This window comes from Lysobacter luteus (assembly GCF_907164845.1).
Classification (GTDB): Bacteria; Pseudomonadota; Gammaproteobacteria; order Xanthomonadales; family Xanthomonadaceae; genus Novilysobacter; species Novilysobacter luteus.
In genome coordinates this window covers 1,995,698-2,012,979 of the sequence record NZ_OU015430.1, presented here as the reverse complement: position 1 = coordinate 2,012,979, position 17,282 = coordinate 1,995,698, and the positions used below count along the sequence as shown (strand labels likewise).

16 protein-coding genes are annotated in these 17,282 nt (G+C 69.5%); 6 read left to right on the top strand and 10 right to left on the bottom strand.

Going from position 1 to position 17,282, the window contains the following annotated elements:
- Positions 1 to 16: 16 nt before the first annotated feature.
- Both KOD61_RS09430 and KOD61_RS09425 read right to left on the bottom strand, forming a co-directional pair.
- On the bottom strand, positions 17 to 1,660 hold the full coding sequence (locus KOD61_RS09430) for an ATP-binding protein (RefSeq protein WP_215218440.1): 1,644 nt from the start codon (positions 1,658 to 1,660) through the stop codon (positions 17 to 19).
- Positions 1,657 to 3,162: an ATPase domain-containing protein gene (locus KOD61_RS09425; RefSeq protein ID WP_215218439.1), complete on the bottom strand. Its 1,506-nt coding sequence runs from the start codon at positions 3,160 to 3,162 to the stop codon at positions 1,657 to 1,659. The genes KOD61_RS09430 and KOD61_RS09425 overlap by 4 nt, the downstream gene beginning before the upstream one ends.
- Before the next feature lie 151 nt (positions 3,163 to 3,313).
- On the opposite strand from KOD61_RS09425, the gene KOD61_RS09420 reads away from it, so the two are divergent.
- A complete protein-coding gene (locus KOD61_RS09420; RefSeq protein ID WP_215218438.1) occupies positions 3,314 to 4,576 on the top strand; it encodes a multidrug effflux MFS transporter in 1,263 nt (420 codons plus the stop codon).
- Here the strand turns inward: KOD61_RS09420 and KOD61_RS09415 are convergent, their stop codons facing one another.
- On the bottom strand, positions 4,577 to 5,041 hold the full coding sequence (locus KOD61_RS09415) for a DJ-1/PfpI family protein (RefSeq protein ID WP_215218437.1): 465 nt from the start codon (positions 5,039 to 5,041) through the stop codon (positions 4,577 to 4,579).
- Positions 5,042 to 5,290: 249 nt separating this feature from the next.
- On the opposite strand from KOD61_RS09415, the gene KOD61_RS09410 reads away from it, so the two are divergent.
- Entirely contained in the window at positions 5,291 to 6,919 is a 1,629-nt protein-coding gene (locus tag KOD61_RS09410) for an alpha-amylase family protein (RefSeq protein WP_215218436.1), read from the top strand.
- Positions 6,920 to 6,940: 21 nt separating this feature from the next.
- Here the strand turns inward: KOD61_RS09410 and KOD61_RS09405 are convergent, their stop codons facing one another.
- The 7 genes from KOD61_RS09405 to KOD61_RS09375 all read right to left on the bottom strand — a co-directional run bounded on the left by KOD61_RS09405 (position 6,941) and on the right by KOD61_RS09375 (position 13,435).
- Positions 6,941 to 7,900, bottom strand: a complete 960-nt coding sequence (locus tag KOD61_RS09405; RefSeq protein WP_215218435.1) for a TIGR03885 family FMN-dependent LLM class oxidoreductase — start codon at positions 7,898 to 7,900, stop codon at positions 6,941 to 6,943.
- A gap of 169 nt (positions 7,901 to 8,069) precedes the next feature.
- Entirely contained in the window at positions 8,070 to 10,214 is a 2,145-nt protein-coding gene (locus KOD61_RS09400) for a M2 family metallopeptidase (protein WP_215218434.1), read from the bottom strand.
- A gap of 114 nt (positions 10,215 to 10,328) precedes the next feature.
- On the bottom strand, positions 10,329 to 10,832 hold the full coding sequence (locus KOD61_RS09395; protein ID WP_215218433.1) for a hypothetical protein: 504 nt from the start codon (positions 10,830 to 10,832) through the stop codon (positions 10,329 to 10,331).
- A gap of 35 nt (positions 10,833 to 10,867) precedes the next feature.
- The gene (gene minE, locus KOD61_RS09390) at positions 10,868 to 11,143 is read right to left on the bottom strand and encodes a cell division topological specificity factor MinE (RefSeq protein ID WP_215218432.1); all 276 of its coding nucleotides are present in this window, start codon (positions 11,141 to 11,143) and stop codon (positions 10,868 to 10,870) included.
- Positions 11,144 to 11,146: 3 nt separating this feature from the next.
- The gene (minD, locus tag KOD61_RS09385; RefSeq protein ID WP_215218431.1) at positions 11,147 to 11,956 is read right to left on the bottom strand and encodes a septum site-determining protein MinD; all 810 of its coding nucleotides are present in this window, start codon (positions 11,954 to 11,956) and stop codon (positions 11,147 to 11,149) included.
- Positions 11,957 to 12,035: 79 nt separating this feature from the next.
- Entirely contained in the window at positions 12,036 to 12,830 is a 795-nt protein-coding gene (gene minC, locus KOD61_RS09380; protein WP_215218430.1) for a septum site-determining protein MinC, read from the bottom strand.
- The gene (locus KOD61_RS09375; RefSeq protein WP_215218429.1) at positions 12,827 to 13,435 is read right to left on the bottom strand and encodes a GNAT family N-acetyltransferase; all 609 of its coding nucleotides are present in this window, start codon (positions 13,433 to 13,435) and stop codon (positions 12,827 to 12,829) included. Before KOD61_RS09375 ends, minC begins: the two co-directional genes overlap by 4 nt.
- Before the next feature lie 175 nt (positions 13,436 to 13,610).
- Between KOD61_RS09375 and KOD61_RS09370 the strand changes: the two genes are divergently transcribed.
- The 4 genes from KOD61_RS09370 (at position 13,611) to KOD61_RS09355 (ending at position 17,282) form a co-directional block, all read left to right on the top strand.
- Positions 13,611 to 14,807: a sensor histidine kinase gene (locus tag KOD61_RS09370; protein WP_215218428.1), complete on the top strand. Its 1,197-nt coding sequence runs from the start codon at positions 13,611 to 13,613 to the stop codon at positions 14,805 to 14,807.
- Positions 14,804 to 15,445 carry a response regulator gene (locus tag KOD61_RS09365; protein WP_215218427.1) on the top strand — a complete coding sequence of 214 codons (642 nt, stop codon included), beginning with the start codon at positions 14,804 to 14,806 and terminating at the stop codon, positions 15,443 to 15,445. Before KOD61_RS09370 ends, KOD61_RS09365 begins: the two co-directional genes overlap by 4 nt.
- Before the next feature lie 148 nt (positions 15,446 to 15,593).
- Entirely contained in the window at positions 15,594 to 16,796 is a 1,203-nt protein-coding gene (locus KOD61_RS09360) for a polyketide cyclase (RefSeq protein WP_215218426.1), read from the top strand.
- A 102-nt stretch (positions 16,797 to 16,898) separates the two neighbouring features.
- Positions 16,899 to 17,282 carry a DUF423 domain-containing protein gene (locus tag KOD61_RS09355; protein WP_215218425.1) on the top strand — a complete coding sequence of 128 codons (384 nt, stop codon included), beginning with the start codon at positions 16,899 to 16,901 and terminating at the stop codon, positions 17,280 to 17,282.

The window sequence follows — 17,282 nt, the reverse complement described above, 5'->3', positions numbered from 1 at the left end:
GGCGTTGCCGCGCGCCCTATCGCTGCGCCAGGGCCGGCCGCGGATCGGCCGGTTGCCCCTGCCCGGCGACGTGCCCCGGGGCGGGGCGCAGCGACTGGATCAGGTCGGCGATCGCCTCCACGTCGGCCGGCTTGGCGAAGTGGTGGCTGAAGCCGGCTTCGAGCGCGCGCCGGAGGTCCCGCGGCTGGTTCCATCCAGTCACGGCCGCCAGTACCGGCGGCGTGCCATCGCTGTCGGCCAACAGCCGACGGGCCACTTCGTAGCCGTCCATGCCAGGCATCCCGATGTCCAGCAACACCAGTTGTGGATGGAACGCGCGGGCCTCGACCAGTGCCTGCCGGCCATCGTGGGCGATGCGGGGGCGCAGCCCGAGCGACTCGACCAGCAGCCCCAGCGAGGCGGCGGCGTCCAGGTTGTCGTCCACCACCAGCACCCGCAGGTCGCCGCGCGCGTCCGCGGAGGCGCCGGTGCGCCGGGTGGGCGGCACGGCCTGCACCGGCTGGTCGCGTGCCAGTGGCAGGGTGACGGTGAACCGGGCACCGGTGCCCGGACCGTCGCTGTGGGCGTCCACGGTGCCGCCGTGCAATTCCACCAGGCTGCGGACCAGAGCCAGGCCGATCCCGAGTCCCTCGCGCGCGCCGTCGTAGCCCTGTTCGCCCTGGGTGAACAGCTCGAACACCCGCGGCAGGACGTCCTCGGTGATGCCCTGGCCGTCGTCGCTCACGGTGACGATGACCGCGTCGCCCCGCGCGCGTGCCGCCACCTCGACGTGGCCCCCGTTGCATCCGTACTTGGCGGCGTTGTTGAGCAGGTTGCCGAAGACCTGGGCAATGCGCACCGCATCGGCCTCGACGGGCAACGGGTGGTCCGGCAGGTCCAGTACCAGCCGGCAGCGGCCGGCCTCGATCTGCGGGCGGGCCAGCTCCGCCGCCGCCGCGAGCGCCTCACACAGGTCGATTGTCCCGGTGTGCAGGGTGATCATCCCGCGCGACAGTCGGGAGGCCTCCAGCAGGTCGTCCACCAGCCGCACCATATGGTGTACCTGGCGCGACATCATCTCCCGCAACTGGGTGCGCCGGGCCGGGTCGGAGTCGTCCATCGCCAGCAGGTGCAGGGCGTTGTTGATCGGTGCCAGCGGGTTGCGCAGTTCATGGGCCAGCATCGCCAGGAACTCGTCCTTGCGCTGCATGGCCTCGACCTCCGCCGCGCGGGCGCGTTCGGTCACTGCCAGGTGGCCACGGATCTCGTACTGGCGTCCACGTGCCCGCAGGGCGCTGCGCACCGCGCTCAACAGGGCGGCCGCACGCAGCGGGCGCTCCAGCAGGGTGACGTTGTGCAGCATGGCCACCGCGTCGCCCACCACGGTGGAATCGGGCGCGCCGCCGGTGAACATCAGTACCGGCAGGTCGGACCAGTTGGGCTGGTTCTCCACCGCCTGGGCCAGCTGGCCGAGCGCGCCCGGCGGGGTCATGGTCTCCTCGCACACCAGCACCGCCGCGCAGCCGCGCGACAGCTCGGCGATCAAGGCCGGCGCCGACGCGCAGGTGTGTGACTGGATGTTGTGGCGGTGGAGCAGGTCCCGGGTCAGTGCGTTGTCGCGCGCAGTGGCCAGCAGCAGCAGAACGCGCTGCTCGGTCCCCTCGCTGCCAGTGGTGCTCACGGCCGCTCCTGGCCGGTTCGTCTGTTACCGGGCCGGCCGGCTCCCACCGGGTGGGGCACCCCGGTGAGGACCCCGGCGAAGTCGCGCAGCGGCTCGCCGACGCGCACACCCTTGGCGGTCAAGGTGAGCTCGCGGATGGTGCGCTCGTGCGCGCCGGTGCGTTTCTTGAGAACCGACAACGCCTGGCGCACCTGGCCCTCGGCCTCGAAGTAACGCAGCAGGATGACGGTGTCGGCGAGGTAGCTGACATCGATATCGCTGCTCATCCGGCCGATCAGGCCCTTCTGGGCGTTGATCAGCAACGTCACCACGCCCATCTTCGCCAGGTAGGCGAGCAGCTCGTGCAGCTGGATGAGCACGAACTTCTCGCCGGACATGGCATTGAAGTAACCACTGAGGCTGTCGATCATCACCAGCCGCGCGCCGTGATTCTCTACCTCGTTGCGGATGCGCTGGATGAACTCGCCGGGGGAGATCTCGCCGGGGTCGACCGACTCGACCGATACCCGTCCCTCGTCGACCTGCTGCTGCAGGGGGAACCCCATACCGTGTGAACGGGTCATCAGGGTGCGCACGCTCTCGTCGAACAGGAACAGCGCGGAGCGCTCGCCGCGCTCGGCCGCGGCCATGACGAAATGGGTGGCGAGCGAGGACTTGCCAACGCCAGCCGCGCCCATCAGCAACACGCTGGTGCCGCGGTCCAGCCCGCCACCCAGCAGCGCATCGAGCTCGGCCAGGTTGGAGGTGATCTGCTCGACCTTGCCGGCGCGCTGGATGTGCGAGGCGACCAGCCGCGGGAACAGTTCCACCCCACCGGTCCGGATCTCGTAGTCGTGGTAGCCGCCAATGAAGGGGCGGCCACGCAGCTTGCCGATGCGCAGCCGGCGCCGGTCGCCACCGTAGTCGGGGCGCATCTGGCTCAGCATCACCGCGCCATGGACGATGGTGTGGACCGGTGCGCCCTGCTCGACCCCGTTGGCATCGTCCAGCAACAGCACGGTGGTATGGCGCCCGGCAAAGTACTGCTTGAGCGCCAGCACCTGGCGACGGAAGCGCAGCATGGTGCCGGCCATCAGGCGGATCTCGGCCAGCGAATCGAACACCACGCGGGTGGGCTGCAGGCGCTCTACTTCCTGCAGCATGCGGCCGGTGGTTTCGCCCAACTCCACCTCGGAGGGGTGGAACATCGTGTACTGCGATTCCGGGTCGAGCTGGTCGCCCATCGGCAGCAGCTCGTGGATGTGGATCCCGTCCAGCGACCAGCCGTGCGAGGCGGCCGTCTCGAGCAGCTCGTCGCGGGTCTCCGACAGCGTGACGTAGAGGACGGTCTCGCCCGCCTGCACGCCGGCCAGCAGGAACTGCAGGCCCATCGTGGTCTTGCCCGAGCCCGGTTCGCCCTCGAGCAGGTACAGGCGGTTGGGGGTGAACCCGCCGCCGAGGATGTGGTCGAGGCCCTTGATACCCGTGCTGACGGAAGGGGCGGCTTGCGGGGGTTGGCTCATTGCGGCGTGGATGGGGTGGACGGGCAGGTTGCTCGACGTTAACGGGGGCGCCGTCCGGGCACGGTGAAGGGTGCGGGCTCCCGGCCTTGCAGTGCAAAGATGCCGCGACGCCGTGGTTGCTATCCTGCCGGACCCCCACGATGCCTGTGTAATGGCCGCCGCCAACCTTCCTCCCGCCTCGACCATCTCTTTGCGCCGGCTGGCCCTGCTGCTGGCGGGGCTGGCGATGTTCGGCCCGTTCTCGATCGACACGATCTTCCCGGCGTTCCCCCAGCTGGGTGGGCAGCTGGGCGCCGACAAGCTGGCGCTGCAGCAGACCATCAGCGTGTACCTGATCGCCTACGCAGTGACGAGCGTGGTGCATGGGCCACTGTCGGACGCGTTCGGGCGGCGCCGCGTCATCATCGCCGGGCTGGCCGTGTTCACCCTGGCGTCGGTGGGCTGCGCGCTGTCGACCGATCTCACCACGCTGCTGGTGTTCCGCGCGCTGCAGGGACTGTCGGCCGGCGTCGGCCTGATCGTCGGACGCGCGGTCATCCGCGACGTACTCGATGGCGACGACGCGCAGCGGCTGATGAGCCAGGTGTCGATGATCTTCGGCATCGCACCGGCCATCGCGCCGATCATCGGCGGCTGGATCCTGGGGTGGAGCCGCTGGCCGGCGATCTTCTGGTTCCTGGTGGGTTTTTCGGTGCTGCTGCTGCTGGCGACCTGGCGGCTGCTGCCCGAGACGCACCCGCCGGAGGCGCGGCTTGAACTGCGCCCGCGGCGACTGGTGCGCGACTACGTCTCGATCCTGCTCAACACCCGGTTCCAGCGGCTGGCCGCGGCGGCGGCGTTCAACTTCGGCGCGCTGTTCCTGTACATCGCCTCGGCGCCCGCGTTCGTGCTCGACCTGCTGCGGATGGACGAGAGACAGTTCGGCTGGTTCTTCGTCCCGACCATCGGCGGCATGGTGCTCGGCGCCTGGGTCTCCGGACGCGCGGCGGGCCGGATCAGCGGCGCGCGGCTGGTCGGCATCGGCTTTGCGGTGTCGGCGGTGGCGGCGGTGTTCAACGTCGCCTACAACCTGTCGACCGACGTGCTGCAACTGCCCTGGGCGGTCGTGCCGATGACGCTCAATGCGTTCGGCATCGCGCTGGTGTTCCCGATACTGACCCTCGCGGTGCTGGACATGTACCCACGCCAGCGCGGCTCGGCGTCGTCGTTGCAGGCGTTCACCGCGCTGGTCAGCAATGCGTTGATCGCCGGTGTGGTGTCGCCGTGGCTCAGTGGCAACGGCCTGTGGCTGGCCGTGGCGGCCGGCCTGTTCACGGCGGCGGGCTGGGCCTTCTGGCGGTGGGAAGCGGTGGTGTCGGCCAACGGCAATGGACGTGGCCGCAGCGCGACGCCGCGGGTGCCTGATTCGCTCTAGTCAGCTGGCGATGCGGTGGTCGACCGGCGGGTCGGTGATCGGCGAGGTGGCCGCGATTCCGCATGCCAGGGCTTCGACGAAGCCCGCGCAGGCGCGGGTGTCACGGACGATACCGCCGCGGCCATCGCGCCCGCCGTCCTGCGGCGACGCGGCAATCCCCTGCAACAGCTCGGCGCCGGCGCCAACCAGGCCGATCGGCACGCCGTGCAGGTAGGCGCGGGCGGCGAACGCAATCGCCGCACCGTCGTCGCGCAATAGATGGAGGTCGCCGTCGGGCACCACCACGGCGTCGTAATCCAGCGGCGAGCACGCGTTGAAGGTGCGGTCCGGCATCAGGGTCGAACCGCGCGGGGTCTCGATCGCGCCGAGGGTCGGCGCGACCAGTTCGACGTGGGCACCGCGGCGGCGCATGCCCGTCAGCAACGCCTCGACCTGGCCGGCATCGACGCCAGGTGCGACGGCCATGGCCAGCGTCCGGCCGCGAAGGTCCGTCGCGCCGGGCGCCGCGGGGAGGGCCTGCGGCTGCGTGGTAACGGGGGGAGGTGAGGCGAGTTCAAGCGGTGTCGACATAGGGTGTGGGGGGCCGGGGGGCTGCGGTATTGGTACACGGCACCGCGTAATCCGGGCGTGACATTTTGCTGAAGCCGGTGTCGATCACGGCGGGATGACGGCGGGCGCGGCCTCATCGTGGGCCTGCGACCACCGGAGGCCCGCATGCACGAGGACTGGCACCGCAACGCCGTCATCTACCAGATCGACCCGTCGCTCTTCCGCGATTCCAACGGCGACGGGCGCGGCGACCTGCGGGGCGTCGCCGATCGGCTCGACCACCTGCGCGCGCTGGGTGCGAACTGCATCTGGCTGCTGCCCTTCTACAAGTCGCCGTTCCGCGACGCGGGCTACGACGTCAGCGACCACCTGTCGGTCGATCCGCGGTTCGGTGACATCGCCGATTTCATCCACCTGATGGAGCGCGCCGAAGAGCTGCAGTTGCGCGTGCTCATCGAACTGGTGGTCCAGCACACCTCGGTCGACCACCCGTGGTTCCAGCACGCGCGCAGCCACCGCGATTCGCCATACCGCGACTGGTTCCTGTGGTCGGACGAACCGGTCGAAGTGGAGGGGGTGGAGCCGATCTTCCCCGGCATCGAGGACAGCATCTGGACCTGGGACGAGCAGGCCGGGCAGTACTACCGCCACGTGTTCTATTCGCACCAGCCCGACCTCAACGTCGCCAACCCGGCGGTGCGCGCCGAGATCGCGCGGATCATGGCGTACTGGCTGCGGTTGGGGATCGCCGGGTTCCGGGTCGACGCCGTGCCGCACATGGTTGAGGTGGCGCGCGCCGCCGACCCGCGCAAGGACGGGCTGTGGATCCTCGACGACATGCGCGACGTGATCGCGCGCCGCAACCCCGACGCGGTGCTGATGGGCGAGACCGACGTGCCGGTGTCGAAGTACGACGAGTATTTCGGCAACGGCCAGCGGCTCAACCTGCTGCTGGACTTCTGGGTCAACAACCATCTGTTCCTGGCGCTGGCGCGGGGGGAGGGCGAGCCGCTGGCCCGCGCGTTGACCGAGCGCAAGCCGCCGCCGCCGCACAGCCGCTTCGGCGTGTGGTTGCGCAACCACGACGAGCTCGACCTGGAGCAGTTGTCGCCGCAGGAGCGCGAGGAGGTCATGGCCGCGTTTGCGCCAGACGAGGACATGCGCATCTACGGCCGCGGCATCCGTCGCCGGCTGGCGCCGATGCTCGGCGGCGACGATGCGCGGATCGCCATGGCGCATGCGCTGATGCTGTCGCTGCCGGGCGTGCCGATCCTGCGCTACGGCGAGGAGATCGGGATGGGTGATGACCTGTCACTGCCCGAACGCCGCTCGGTGCGCACCCCGATGCAGTGGAGCGACACCCGCAACGGTGGGTTCTCCAGCGCGGACGCCGGCGAATTGGTCGCCCCGCCGATCAGTGAAGGCGCATTCGGCTACCCGGCGCGCAACGTCGAGGCGGAAATGCCGCAACCGGACTCCCTGCTGGGGCGCACGATCGCGATGGTCGGCTGCCGGCTGGGCATCCGCGAGATGGGGTGCCCGTACCGGCTGGCGCGGTTCGAATGCCGGCCGGTGTTCGGTGTGCGCTACGACGACGAGGAGGGCGGCTCGGTGGTGGTCGCCCTGATCAACCTGGGTGGCGAGCCGGTGGAGTTCGCCCTGCGCGAGGACGACCTGCTGGAGCTGGTCGACGTGCTGCGCGACCGCGACTACCCGACGCCGGAAGGCAAACCGCCACGGATCGCGCTCGGCCCGTACGGCTACCGCTGGATGCGCCGCAAGCAACGCGAGTAGCGCGGGACGCGCCGCGCCCGGTTACCCCAGTCCGGGCAGCACCTTGTCGCCGAACACGTCGACGAAGCGCTCCTGCTGGCGGTTGACGTTGTGCAGGTAGAGCCCGTCGAACCCCATGGCGAGGTCCTCCTCCAGCCAGGCGCGATGCCGCACGGGGTCGGCGGAGATGCGCACCGCCGCACGCATCGCCGCCTCGTCCACATCACGGGCGGCGGCCTCGAACTCGGCCGGCGTGCGCAGCTCCTGGTTCTGGTCGCCTTCGAGCACGTTGGCGCGCCACTGCTCCATCGCGCCGGCCATCGCCTCCCCGTCGGAGGTGGCGAACGAGAGTTTCACCTGCAGGTGCAGCGGCTTGCCTGCGCCACCGCCTTCGCGGAATGCATCGACCACCGCCTGCATGCGTGACCGCTCCGTCGATACCGTGATCAGGCCGTCGGCCCAGGCGCCGGCCCAACGCGCGGTCTCCGGCGTCAGCGCGGCGGCGAACAGCGGCGGAGGAGAGGCAGGCAGGCTGTAGAGCCGCGCGTGTTCGACCGGCAGCGCACCGTGCCGGGTGACCGTCTCGCCCGACCAGAGCGCGCGGATGATTCCGACCGCCTCGTGCAGCCGCCGGTTGCGCTCGTCCTTGTCCGGCCAGGGCTCGCCGGTGATCGTCTCGTTGAGCGCTTCGCCACTGCCGACGGCCAGCCAGAACCGTCCCGGGTGCATGCACGCCAGCGTGGCCGCGGCCTGAGCGATCACCGCAGGGTGATAGCGGCCGGTCGGGCAGTTGACCACGCCGGTCTCCAGCCCGGTCGCCTGCATCGCGCTGCCCAGCCACGTCCACGCATGGCCGCTGTGGCCCTGGGCGCGGGTCCACGGGTGGAAATGGTCGGAGCACATCGCCGCGCCAAAACCGGCCTGCTTTGCGCGGATGACGAGGTCGAGCAGGGCGTCGGGTGGGAACTGCTCATGCGAGGCGTGGTAACCGATGCGGGGCATGGCGAACGATGACGGGTCGACGGGAGGGCATTGGGTAACACCGTCGCAATGACCCGTGCGTGATGCGCGCTGGCACCACGGGAAAGGCCGGCAAATTGCCGGCGGGCACCAAGAGAAAGGCCGGCAATCTGCCGGCCTTTCGATGCTGTCGCGTTGCGAACCCGCAGGGTCAGCCGCGCTCAGCCTCGCCGGCTGGCTTGGCTTCGGTCTTCGCCTTGTCCGCGTCGGTGTCGGTGTCGGCGTTGGCGTCGGCCTTCGGCTTGGCAGCGGCATCAGCGTCGGCAGCCGCGTCCGCCTTCGGCTTGGTGTTGGCATCAGCGGCCGGCGCGGCCGCCGGCTTCGCTGGCGATGCGTCGGCGCTGGCCTGCCAGCCGCAGGTCTGGCCTTCGTTCTGCTGCTTCAGCCAATCCTGCAACGGTGCGAAGTACTCCAGCACGGCGCTGGCGTCCATCTTGCCGCCGCCGGTGAGCTCCTCCAGCGTGGACTGCCACGGCTGGCTGGCGCCCTTGTCGAGCATCGCCTGCAGCTTGGCGCCGGCGGCCTTGTTGCCGTAGAAGCTGCACTCGTGCAGCGGCCCGGTGTAACCGGCGGCGTCGCACAGCGACTTGTAGAACTGGAACTGCAGCACGTGGGCCAGGAAGTAGCGCGTGTACGGGGTGTTGCCCGGCACGTGGTACTTGGCACCCGCATCGAAGAACTCCTCGCCGCGCGCTTCGACCGGGGCGACGCCCTGGTACTTGGCCTTCAGGTCCCACCACGCCGCGTTGTACTGGTCCGGGGCGATCGAGCCGTCGAACACGCCCCAGCGCCAGCGGTCGATCATCAGGCCGAACGGCAGGAACGACACCTTGGCCAGCGCCATGCGCATCTGCGCGTTGATCAGTGCCTGCTCGCTCTGCTGCTGGGCGTCCACCAGGCCGATCGACTCCAGGTACTTCGGCGTCATGGCCAGCACGATGGTGTCGCCGATCGCCTCGTGGAAGCCGTCATGCGCGCCGGCCTGGAACAGCGGCGGCTGCTTGTTGTAGGCCAGGTCGTAATACAGGTGGCCGAGCTCGTGGTAGATGGTGGTGAAGTCTTCCTCGTTGGGCTTGATGCACATCTTGGTGCGCACGTCGCCTTCCATGTTCATGTCCCACGCGCTGGCGTGGCAGACCACGTCGCGGTCGCGCGGCTTGATGAACTGGGTGTTCTCCCAGTAGCTCTCGGGCAGCTTCTGCAGGCCAAGCGAGGTGTAGAAGTCCTCGGCGCGCTTGGTCATCTGGCGGGCGGCGGCTTCCTGCGCCTCGTGCTCGATGTTGGCCAGGCTCGACGGGCTGCGGTCGCCGGTGTGCTGGGCCAGCTTCTGCGCATGGATCTGCTGGTAGCGGGACTCCAGCGCACTGGTGATGTCGAGCTTGCCGGCGTTCTCGTACGGGACGACGATGTCCCAGAGGTTGCCCCAGTCCTGCTGCCACATGTTGCCCAGCAGGTGCGCGGGCAGCATGCCACCGGCTACCTGCGCCTTGTCCTCGCCGTACTCGGCGGCCAGACGGGTGCGGGTGTAGCAGTGCAGGTCCTCGTACAGCGGCTTGACCTGGGTCCACAGGCGGTCGGTCTCGGCGGCGATCTCGACCGGGCTCATGTCGTAGCCCGAGCGCCACATCTCGCCGGCGTCGGCGAAGCCCATCTCGTCGGCGCCGAGGTTCACCAGCTCCACGAAGCGGGTGTAGTCGTCGCGCATCGGCTTGGAGATGGTGTGCCAGCCGCGCCAGGCTTCCAGCTGCTCGTCATAGTCGCGGCTGTTGCGCAGCACGTCTTCCAGTGCGCCCAGCTGGCGGCAATTGCGCGCCTCGCCTTCGCCTGTGCAGTATTCGCCGGCGCCGTACATGCCTTCCATGTCGGCGGCGATGCGGGTCAGCTCGGCCAGCTTGGCCGGGTCGGTCGGCGCGGGCATCGAGGTGCCCAGCTTGAGCAGCTGGATCGACCGCGCGGTCTGCGGCGACATTTCCTGGCCCTCGAACCGCTTGGCCTGCTCGATCCAGCTGTTGAGCTGCGACAGGTAGCGCTCGTTGGCCGCGGCGGCCAGCAGCTTGCTGTCATCGATGATGTAGGTGGACGACAGCCACTGCGCCGCGGTCATCTGCGGGTACATCGCCTTGAGCTCGGCGTTGACCCGGGCGATGAACTGGTCGGCGGTCTCGTCCTCCGGCGCGGTGGCGGCGGCGGGCGTGGCGCCGCGGTCGGTGCCCGGGGTGGGCGCCCGGTCGCAGGCGGCGAGGCCGACGACGGCCGCGGTGATGCTGAGCGCAAGCAAGGCGCGAACGGGTTTCATCGGGTCTCTCCCTCATGGCGGGCGCGTGTCGCGCCGAACCTCCGAAGGCTAGAGGGCGCCCGGTGAAGGCGCAAGCGAGGGCCGGAAGGGCACACCCGGCCTGCGCGACGCGGGTCAGGCGACCGCGGTTTCCATCGGCGGGGCAGGCAGCAGCGCGCAACGCCGCTGGGCGTCGGCCAGGCCCCGGGCCGCGAGCCAGACCCAGGCGGTGCCGGCGTCGTGCTCGAAATAGGCCTTGGCCGACCCGAGCCGGAACGTATAGCCCCACGCGTCCATGTCGGCGAGCACGCGTTCGCGGCCGACGGCCGGCAGTTCGTCGCCGAGCAGCGCCTGCAGCACGCAGACCGCGTCCTCCTCCTCGATCGAGTCGGTGGCGTCGGTGTGCACCGCGGTGCGGCGCTCCGGCGGCAGCACGATGAGGTGGCAGGCCTCGTGGAGCATCGAGTGCACCGGCGTGTCGTCGCGGGCGTACACATCGGTAGCGATGATGCCGGCCTCGCATTCGCCCCAGTAGCTGCCCGGGATCGGCGCGCCATCGGCCACCCGGACCAGCGCCAGGCCATAGCGGGCCAGCAACGCGGTCGGGGCGGCGAAGCCGATGTCGGCGAGGGTGAGCATCGAGCGACCGGGGCGCGTGCCGCGCCCCGGCGATTTCAGCCGTTGGCGACGGCGCGGGTGTCGCCCGCCTCGGGCAGGGCGACGGAGATATCCAGCACCTTGTTGTCGCCATCGCCCATCAGGTCGACCTTGACCGCCTCGGCATCGACGCTGACGTACTTGCGGATGACCTCGAGCAGCTCGCGCTGCAGCATCGGCAGGTAGTCGGGGCCGCCACGCGTCGCGCGCTCGTGCGCGACGATGATCCGCAGGCGGTCCTTGGCGACGGACGCGGTCTGCTTCTTGGCCAGCAGGAAGTCGAACATGCCCATGACCTAACCTCCGAACATCTTGCTGAAGAAGCCCTTCTTCTCGGGAAGGACAAACCGCATCGGGCGGGTGTCGCCGAGCAGGCGGGCAACGGCGTCGTCGTACGCCTGTGCGGCGTCGGAGTCGGCATCGAGGATCACCGGCTCGCCCTTGTTGGAGGCGTGCAGGACGTCACTGGACTCGGGGATCACGCCGATCGTCTTGAGGCCGAGGATTTCCTCGACGTCGCCGACGCTGAGCATCTCGCCCGATTCCACGCGCTTGGGGCTGTAGCGGGTCAGCAGCAGGTGCTCCTTCACGCGCTCGCCGTTCTCGGCGCGGCGGGTCTTGCTCGCCAGCAGGCCGAGGATGCGGTCGGAGTCGCGCACCGAGGAGACTTCCGGGTTGACCACCACGACGGCCTGGTCGGCGAAGTACATCGCCAGGAAGGCGCCCTTCTCGATGCCGGCCGGGGAGTCGGCCACGATGTAGTCGAAACCGTCGGCGGCCAGGTCCTCCAGGACCTTCTGCACGCCTTCCTTGGTCAGCGCGTCCTTGTCGCGCGTCTGCGACGCGGCAAGGACGTAGAGGTTCTCGAACCGCTTGTCCTTGATGAGCGACTGCTTGAGCGTGGACTCGCCGTTGACCACGTTGACGAAGTCGTACACCACGCGTCGCTCGCAACCCATGATCAGGTCGAGGTTGCGCAGGCCGACGTCGAAGTCGATGACGGCCACCTTGTGGCCACGGCGCGCGAGGCCACAGGCAAGGGAGGCACTGGTCGTGGTCTTGCCGACGCCGCCCTTGCCCGACGTGACTACGATGATTTCGGCCAAGTTCTGATCCTCCGGTGATTGGGGTGTTGCATATGGGGGTGTGACGGATCCCGCGTGACAGGATGCCCGTTTTGCCGCGTCAGGTGGCGTCCAGCGCGGCGATGTGCAGTTGGCCGTCCTCCAGCCAGACCTGCACCGCCTTGCCGCGCAGGTCCTTCGGGATTTCCTCGAGCACCTTGTAGTGGCCGGCGATGGCGACCAGCTCGGCATGGAACTCGCGGCAGAAGATGCGCGCCTGCTCGTTGCCCTGCGCGCCGGCAAGCGCGCGGCCGCGGAGCGGACCGTAGATGTGGACCGAACCGTCGGCGATGACTTCGGCGCCGGCGCCGACCGCGGTCAGGATGGTGAGGTCGCGGTTGTCGGCGTACAGCTGCTGGCCCGACCGCACGAGCGCGGCGTGGACCAGCCCGGGGCTGGCGCCGGTGGCGGCCACCTGGGCCGGTGGACGCGGCGCTTCGCGCGGCGGTGCGGAGGCGGTGCGCGGGACTGCGGCCCCGGCGGCGGGCGCGGGCTCCGGCGCGTCGCCGGCACGCTCGTACTGCGCGCGGAACTTGGCCAGCAACGGAAGCTCCAGCGCCTCGGCCAGGCGCTCGGTGTCGCTCGACCCGTATGCCAGCGCCACCGGCAGCACGCCGGCCTTGCGCAGGCCGTCGAGCAGGGCCCGCGCGGTGGCGACATCCGGGGTCTGGGAGAGGCCGCCAAAATCCACCACCACGGCGGCCCGGCGGAACAGGTTGGGCGCGCGCCGCACGCGGTCCGCCATCTCCGCCGCCAGGCGGTCGATGTCGAGGGTGCGGATGCGGAGGTTGGCGATGCCGACCTGGCCGATCTTCAGCTCGCCGGCCGGTTCGTAGTCCATCCCGACCGCGCTCATGGACCGCCGGTTCCGGTCGAGCGGGGGGCCGGCGGCGCCTCGAGGACGCTGCGCGTGGTGATCCAGGGCACGTCGGGGAGGTTGCCGCCGTAGGTGTCGCGCACCCAGGGATAGCTGCAGAGCTCCTTCATCAGCATCGCCGCGCGCATGCCGTTGCGTACCAGCACGCGCTGGCCGACCTCGCGGAAACCGAAGCTGCCGTGGAACAGCAGCACCGGGTCGGTCACGCCCTCCAGGAACACCTCGCAGGTCACGAGCGGGTAGCGCAGCTCGGCGTGGCTCTGCACGTCGGCATAGAACGCACGGCCGACACCGCCGCCGCGGCGGCGGCTGGCGACGACCACGCGGTCGATGTAGAAAAAACGGGGATACCGCTCGCGGAACCACTGGAAATTGCGGCTGTCATGGTCCGCATCGCTGCCGACGCCGATCAGGAACCCGGCCAGCGTCCCGTCGCGCTCGGCGACGCGGAAGTATTCGGCGGTCTCGTAGAAATGGCGCAACCGGGCCGAATCCAGGGGCAGGATCGCGGGGCCGGCGGCATTGTTCAGGGCAAGGACGGAATCCAGCTCGTGCTCACGCACGTCGCGGACGACGATCGACATTCCGGGCTCCAAGAGGTTCTGCGTGCACCGCGCGGCGGTCGCGCAGCGTCGCGATTATCGCACGGGGGGCGGGCGCGAGCGACTGCCGGGCCCGCGCGAGCAGGATGCGCGGACCCGCATTCAGGCATGACTTTCGGGGGCACCGGTGGGCGGGGAATGCCGATAGCATGCGGACATGCTGAGCCGCCTGAACCATAGCCGACTGCTGCGTTTCGCCGGTCTCTTCACGTGGGGCATGGTCGGCATGTGGCTGGTCCAGCTGTGGCTGGACCCGGGTGGGCTGGTGCTCGCCGCCGAGGGGCACGGGTCTTTCGACCTGCTGGTGGCGCGCTGGGTCGCGCTGTACCTGACGTTCGGCGGGGCCTACTGGTGGATCACCCGCGACCTGGGAAGCCAACGGCCGACGTTGCTGTCCCACGTCCTGCTGCTGGTGCTCACCCTGTGCGCGATCGGCGTGAGCTACCTGTCGAGCACCGGCCTGGGCAGCATCCTCCTGATGGTCGTCGCCGGGCTGCTGCCCTGGTTGCTGTCGCTGCGGGTGGGCATTGCCTGGTTGATTGGCGGCAACCTGGTGATCGCGCCGGTGTTCGTCACCATCGGCATGCCGCTGCTGATCGCGGTGGCCCAGTCGCTGGCCTACGTGGGGTTCTCGAGCCTGGTGTTCGTCACCGCGCTGGTGGCCAAGCAGCAGGCCCAGGCCCGCGAGGAGCAGCGCCGGCTCAATGCCGAACTGCGCGCGACGCGGTTGCTGCTGGCCGAGAGCGCACGCATCAACGAGCGCACGCGCATCTCCCGTGAGCTGCACGACCTGCTCGGCCACCACCTGACCGCGCTGAGCCTCAACCTGGAAGTCGCGGGGCACCTCGTTGACGGCCGCGCGCGCGACCACGTCGGCCAGGCCCACACGCTGGCCAAGCTGCTGCTCACCGATGTGCGCGAGGCGGTCAGCCAGTTACGCGAGGACGGCGCCATCGACCTGGCCGCGGCGTTGCAGCCGCTGGCCGAGAACGTGCCCGGCCTCGACATCCACATGGACATCGAGGCGCCGCTCACGCTCGACGACCCCGAGCGCGCCCACGTGCTGCTGCGCTGCACGCAGGAAATCATCACCAACGCGGTGCGCCACGCCGGCGCCCGCAACCTCTGGATCCGCGCACGCCGCGAGCAGTGCCGGATCGACATGACCGCGCGCGACGACGGGCGCGGCGCGGACGAACTCACCGCCGGCAACGGCCTGCGCGGCATGCGCGAGCGCCTGCAGCAGTACGGTGGCGAGCTGACGATCGAAACCCGGGCGCAGGCAGGCTTCCGCCTTCACCTGACGCTACCGGCCACGGCGGCCTCCGCCGCCAGCGAAGGAGTGGTTGCATGATCCGCGTACTGCTTGTCGATGATCAGACCCTGGTGCGCCAGGGCGTGCGTTCGCTGCTGTCGCTGGCCGACGGCATCGAAGTGGTGGCCGAGGCGGGCGATGGCCGGCAGGCGGTCGAAGTGATCCCCCAGGTGCGGCCCGACGTCGTCCTGATGGACATGCGGATGCCGGTGATGTCCGGACTGGAGGCGCTGCAGGCCCTGGCCCGCACCAACCAGCTGCCGCCCACGATCATCCTGACCACGTTCGACGACGACCAGCTGGTGCTGGCCGGGCTCAAGGCCGGCGCCAAGGGCTACCTGCTCAAGGACGTGTCGCTCGAGCAGCTGGTGGGGGCGATCCAGACCGTCGCCGCCGGCGGGTCGCTGGTCCAGCCGGCCATGACCCAGCGGCTGCTGTCGGGACTGGAGCACATGCGCAACGATTTCGTCAGCCTGGACCGCCCGGACCCGTTGACCGAGCGCGAGACCGAGATCCTGCGGCTGATGGCCGGCGGCTTTTCCAACAAGGAAATCGCCAACTCGCTCGGAGTGGCGGAGGGGACCATCAAGAACCACGTCTCCAACATCCTCTCCAAGCTGGGCGTACGCGACCGCACCCGGGCCGTGCTGAAGGCCTTCGAACTCCAGCTGGTCTGAGACGGGCCTTGACCGGAGAAGTCGCCCCCGGGCGGCTTTGCGGCTCCGGCCTTTTGTGATCGCGGGAGGCTGCGCTGGCCATATCTTCCTTGCTAGGATGATGGGTCTGCGCCCCGTCCCGTCCCGGGTCCGGCCCTGGAGAACCTGAATGACCCGTCTGATCGAGATCCTGATTTCACTGGCCATCGTGGCCGTGCTTTTCGTCGCTGTCGGCTTCCTGCTGCCGTCGAGCCGCCACATCGAGAACTCGGTTGAGACCAACCGCAAGCTCACGGTCGTATACGACACGATCAGCAGCTTCCGTCGTTTCGACGACTGGAACACGCTGGCGCTGCGCGACCCGGGCATGGACAAGAAGCTGATCGGGCCGGAAGAGGGCGTCGGTGCGCGCCTGGAGTTCGATTCGGACGTGAAGGAAGTGGGCGAGGGCAGCTGGGAGATCATCGAGGCCGTCCCGAACAAGAGCGTCACCTTCCGGATCAATGACGACAAGGTCGGCAAGAACAAGGTCACCAAGTTCATCCTGGAGCCGACCGGCCGCAACAACCGCAACGTCAAGATCACCCAGACCTACGACGTCGACTACGGCATGAACCTGCTCGGCCGCTACGCCGGCATGTACGTGGGCAGCAACTTCGGTGGCGACATGAAGGTCAGCCTGTCGCGCCTGAGCAACATGCTCGCCGCGGTGCCGAACTTCGACTACGCCGAGCTGAGCAAGGACGACCCGACCATGGCGCCGCAGATGGGCGAGCGCCCGGCGCAGACGCTGCTGGTGGTGGGTGCGGCGGTAGAGCGCAACAACGACGTCGTGCAGCGCACCATGCGCAACAACATGCAGTGGATCACCAAGGTGATGGACGCCAACGGCCTTGAGCCGGCCGGCCCGGTCCGCATCATCACCAACGAGTTCGGTTCCGAGAACTACGCGTTCGAAGTCGCCCAGCCGGTCCGCCTTGCGGGCAGTGGCAATGGCAATGACGACGCTGCCGAGACCGATGACGCGGCCGATGCCGAGGGCGCGGAAGAGGGCGCGGAAGAGGGCGACAACGCCCCGGCGGTGACCGGCAAGTCGATCCTCGCCTCGGCTACCGAGTACCCGTCCAACGGTCCGCTGAAGATCGAAGTACAGGGTCCGGTCGAAGTGGTCGAAGTCCCCGCCGGCCCGGTCGCGATGGTCCCCTTCAAGGGCCACATGGCCAACCTCTCGAACGTGCGCGATGCGCTGCGTGGCTGGGCGATGACCCGCGGCCACCAGACCGTCGAGCGCCCATACGAGGCGTGGGTGGACGGCATCAACAGCGGCTTCACCGAGAACGGCGAGTTCGTCGTCTACTGGGCGGTCAAGTAAACCTCCCTGCTACACGGTGATACCCGACGCGCCGCGGATTTCCGCGGCGCGTTTCGTTTTGGGGGCTGGTATCGTGCGGCCAATCCCGACGAGGCCCCAGGCATGACACCGAAACCGACCGGCGCACGCGCGTCCAGCCCCCGTTCGCTGCGGGTCCTTCCGGCGTCTGGCGCGGTCATGGCGGCCATCGCGGTGGCGCTGTCGGCCTATGTCGCGCACGTGGTTGACCCCGCCGCGCAGGCGCGGCTGCAGCCGGCCGCGCTGTTCGCGTTCGGCCACGGCATCGCGCTGGCCGCGCTCGGGCCCCTGGCGGTCCGGTGGTCGGCGCGGCTGGCGTTGATGGGGCTGCTGCTTGGCACCCTGTTGTTCTCGGGCAGCCTGGTCGCGGCCCACCTGTTCGACGCGCCGACGGTGTTCGCGCCGCTCGGCGGTGGCCTCATGATCTTCGCGTGGCTGGGCTGGGCGGCCGACCGGCTGGGCCACTGA

Excerpts from the sequence above, each read along its gene's own strand:
- KOD61_RS09425 (WP_215218439.1), bottom strand. The coding sequence starts at position 3,162 with ATGAGCCAACCCCCGCAAGCCGCCCCTTCCGTCAGCACGGGTATCAAG.
- KOD61_RS09420 (WP_215218438.1), top strand. The coding sequence starts at position 3,314 with ATGGCCGCCGCCAACCTTCCTCCCGCCTCGACCATCTCTTTGCGCCGG.
- KOD61_RS09415 (WP_215218437.1), bottom strand. The coding sequence starts at position 5,041 with ATGGCCGTCGCACCTGGCGTCGATGCCGGCCAGGTCGAGGCGTTGCTG.
- KOD61_RS09410 (WP_215218436.1), top strand. The coding sequence starts at position 5,291 with ATGCACGAGGACTGGCACCGCAACGCCGTCATCTACCAGATCGACCCG.
- KOD61_RS09405 (WP_215218435.1), bottom strand. The coding sequence starts at position 7,900 with ATGCCCCGCATCGGTTACCACGCCTCGCATGAGCAGTTCCCACCCGAC.
- KOD61_RS09400 (WP_215218434.1), bottom strand. The coding sequence starts at position 10,214 with ATGAAACCCGTTCGCGCCTTGCTTGCGCTCAGCATCACCGCGGCCGTC.
- KOD61_RS09395 (WP_215218433.1), bottom strand. The coding sequence starts at position 10,832 with ATGCTCACCCTCGCCGACATCGGCTTCGCCGCCCCGACCGCGTTGCTG.
- minE (WP_215218432.1), bottom strand. The coding sequence starts at position 11,143 with ATGGGCATGTTCGACTTCCTGCTGGCCAAGAAGCAGACCGCGTCCGTC.
- minC (WP_215218430.1), bottom strand. The coding sequence starts at position 12,830 with ATGAGCGCGGTCGGGATGGACTACGAACCGGCCGGCGAGCTGAAGATC.
- KOD61_RS09375 (WP_215218429.1), bottom strand. The coding sequence starts at position 13,435 with ATGTCGATCGTCGTCCGCGACGTGCGTGAGCACGAGCTGGATTCCGTC.
- KOD61_RS09370 (WP_215218428.1), top strand. The coding sequence starts at position 13,611 with ATGCTGAGCCGCCTGAACCATAGCCGACTGCTGCGTTTCGCCGGTCTC.
- KOD61_RS09365 (WP_215218427.1), top strand. The coding sequence starts at position 14,804 with ATGATCCGCGTACTGCTTGTCGATGATCAGACCCTGGTGCGCCAGGGC.
- KOD61_RS09360 (WP_215218426.1), top strand. The coding sequence starts at position 15,594 with ATGACCCGTCTGATCGAGATCCTGATTTCACTGGCCATCGTGGCCGTG.
- KOD61_RS09355 (WP_215218425.1), top strand. The coding sequence starts at position 16,899 with ATGACACCGAAACCGACCGGCGCACGCGCGTCCAGCCCCCGTTCGCTG.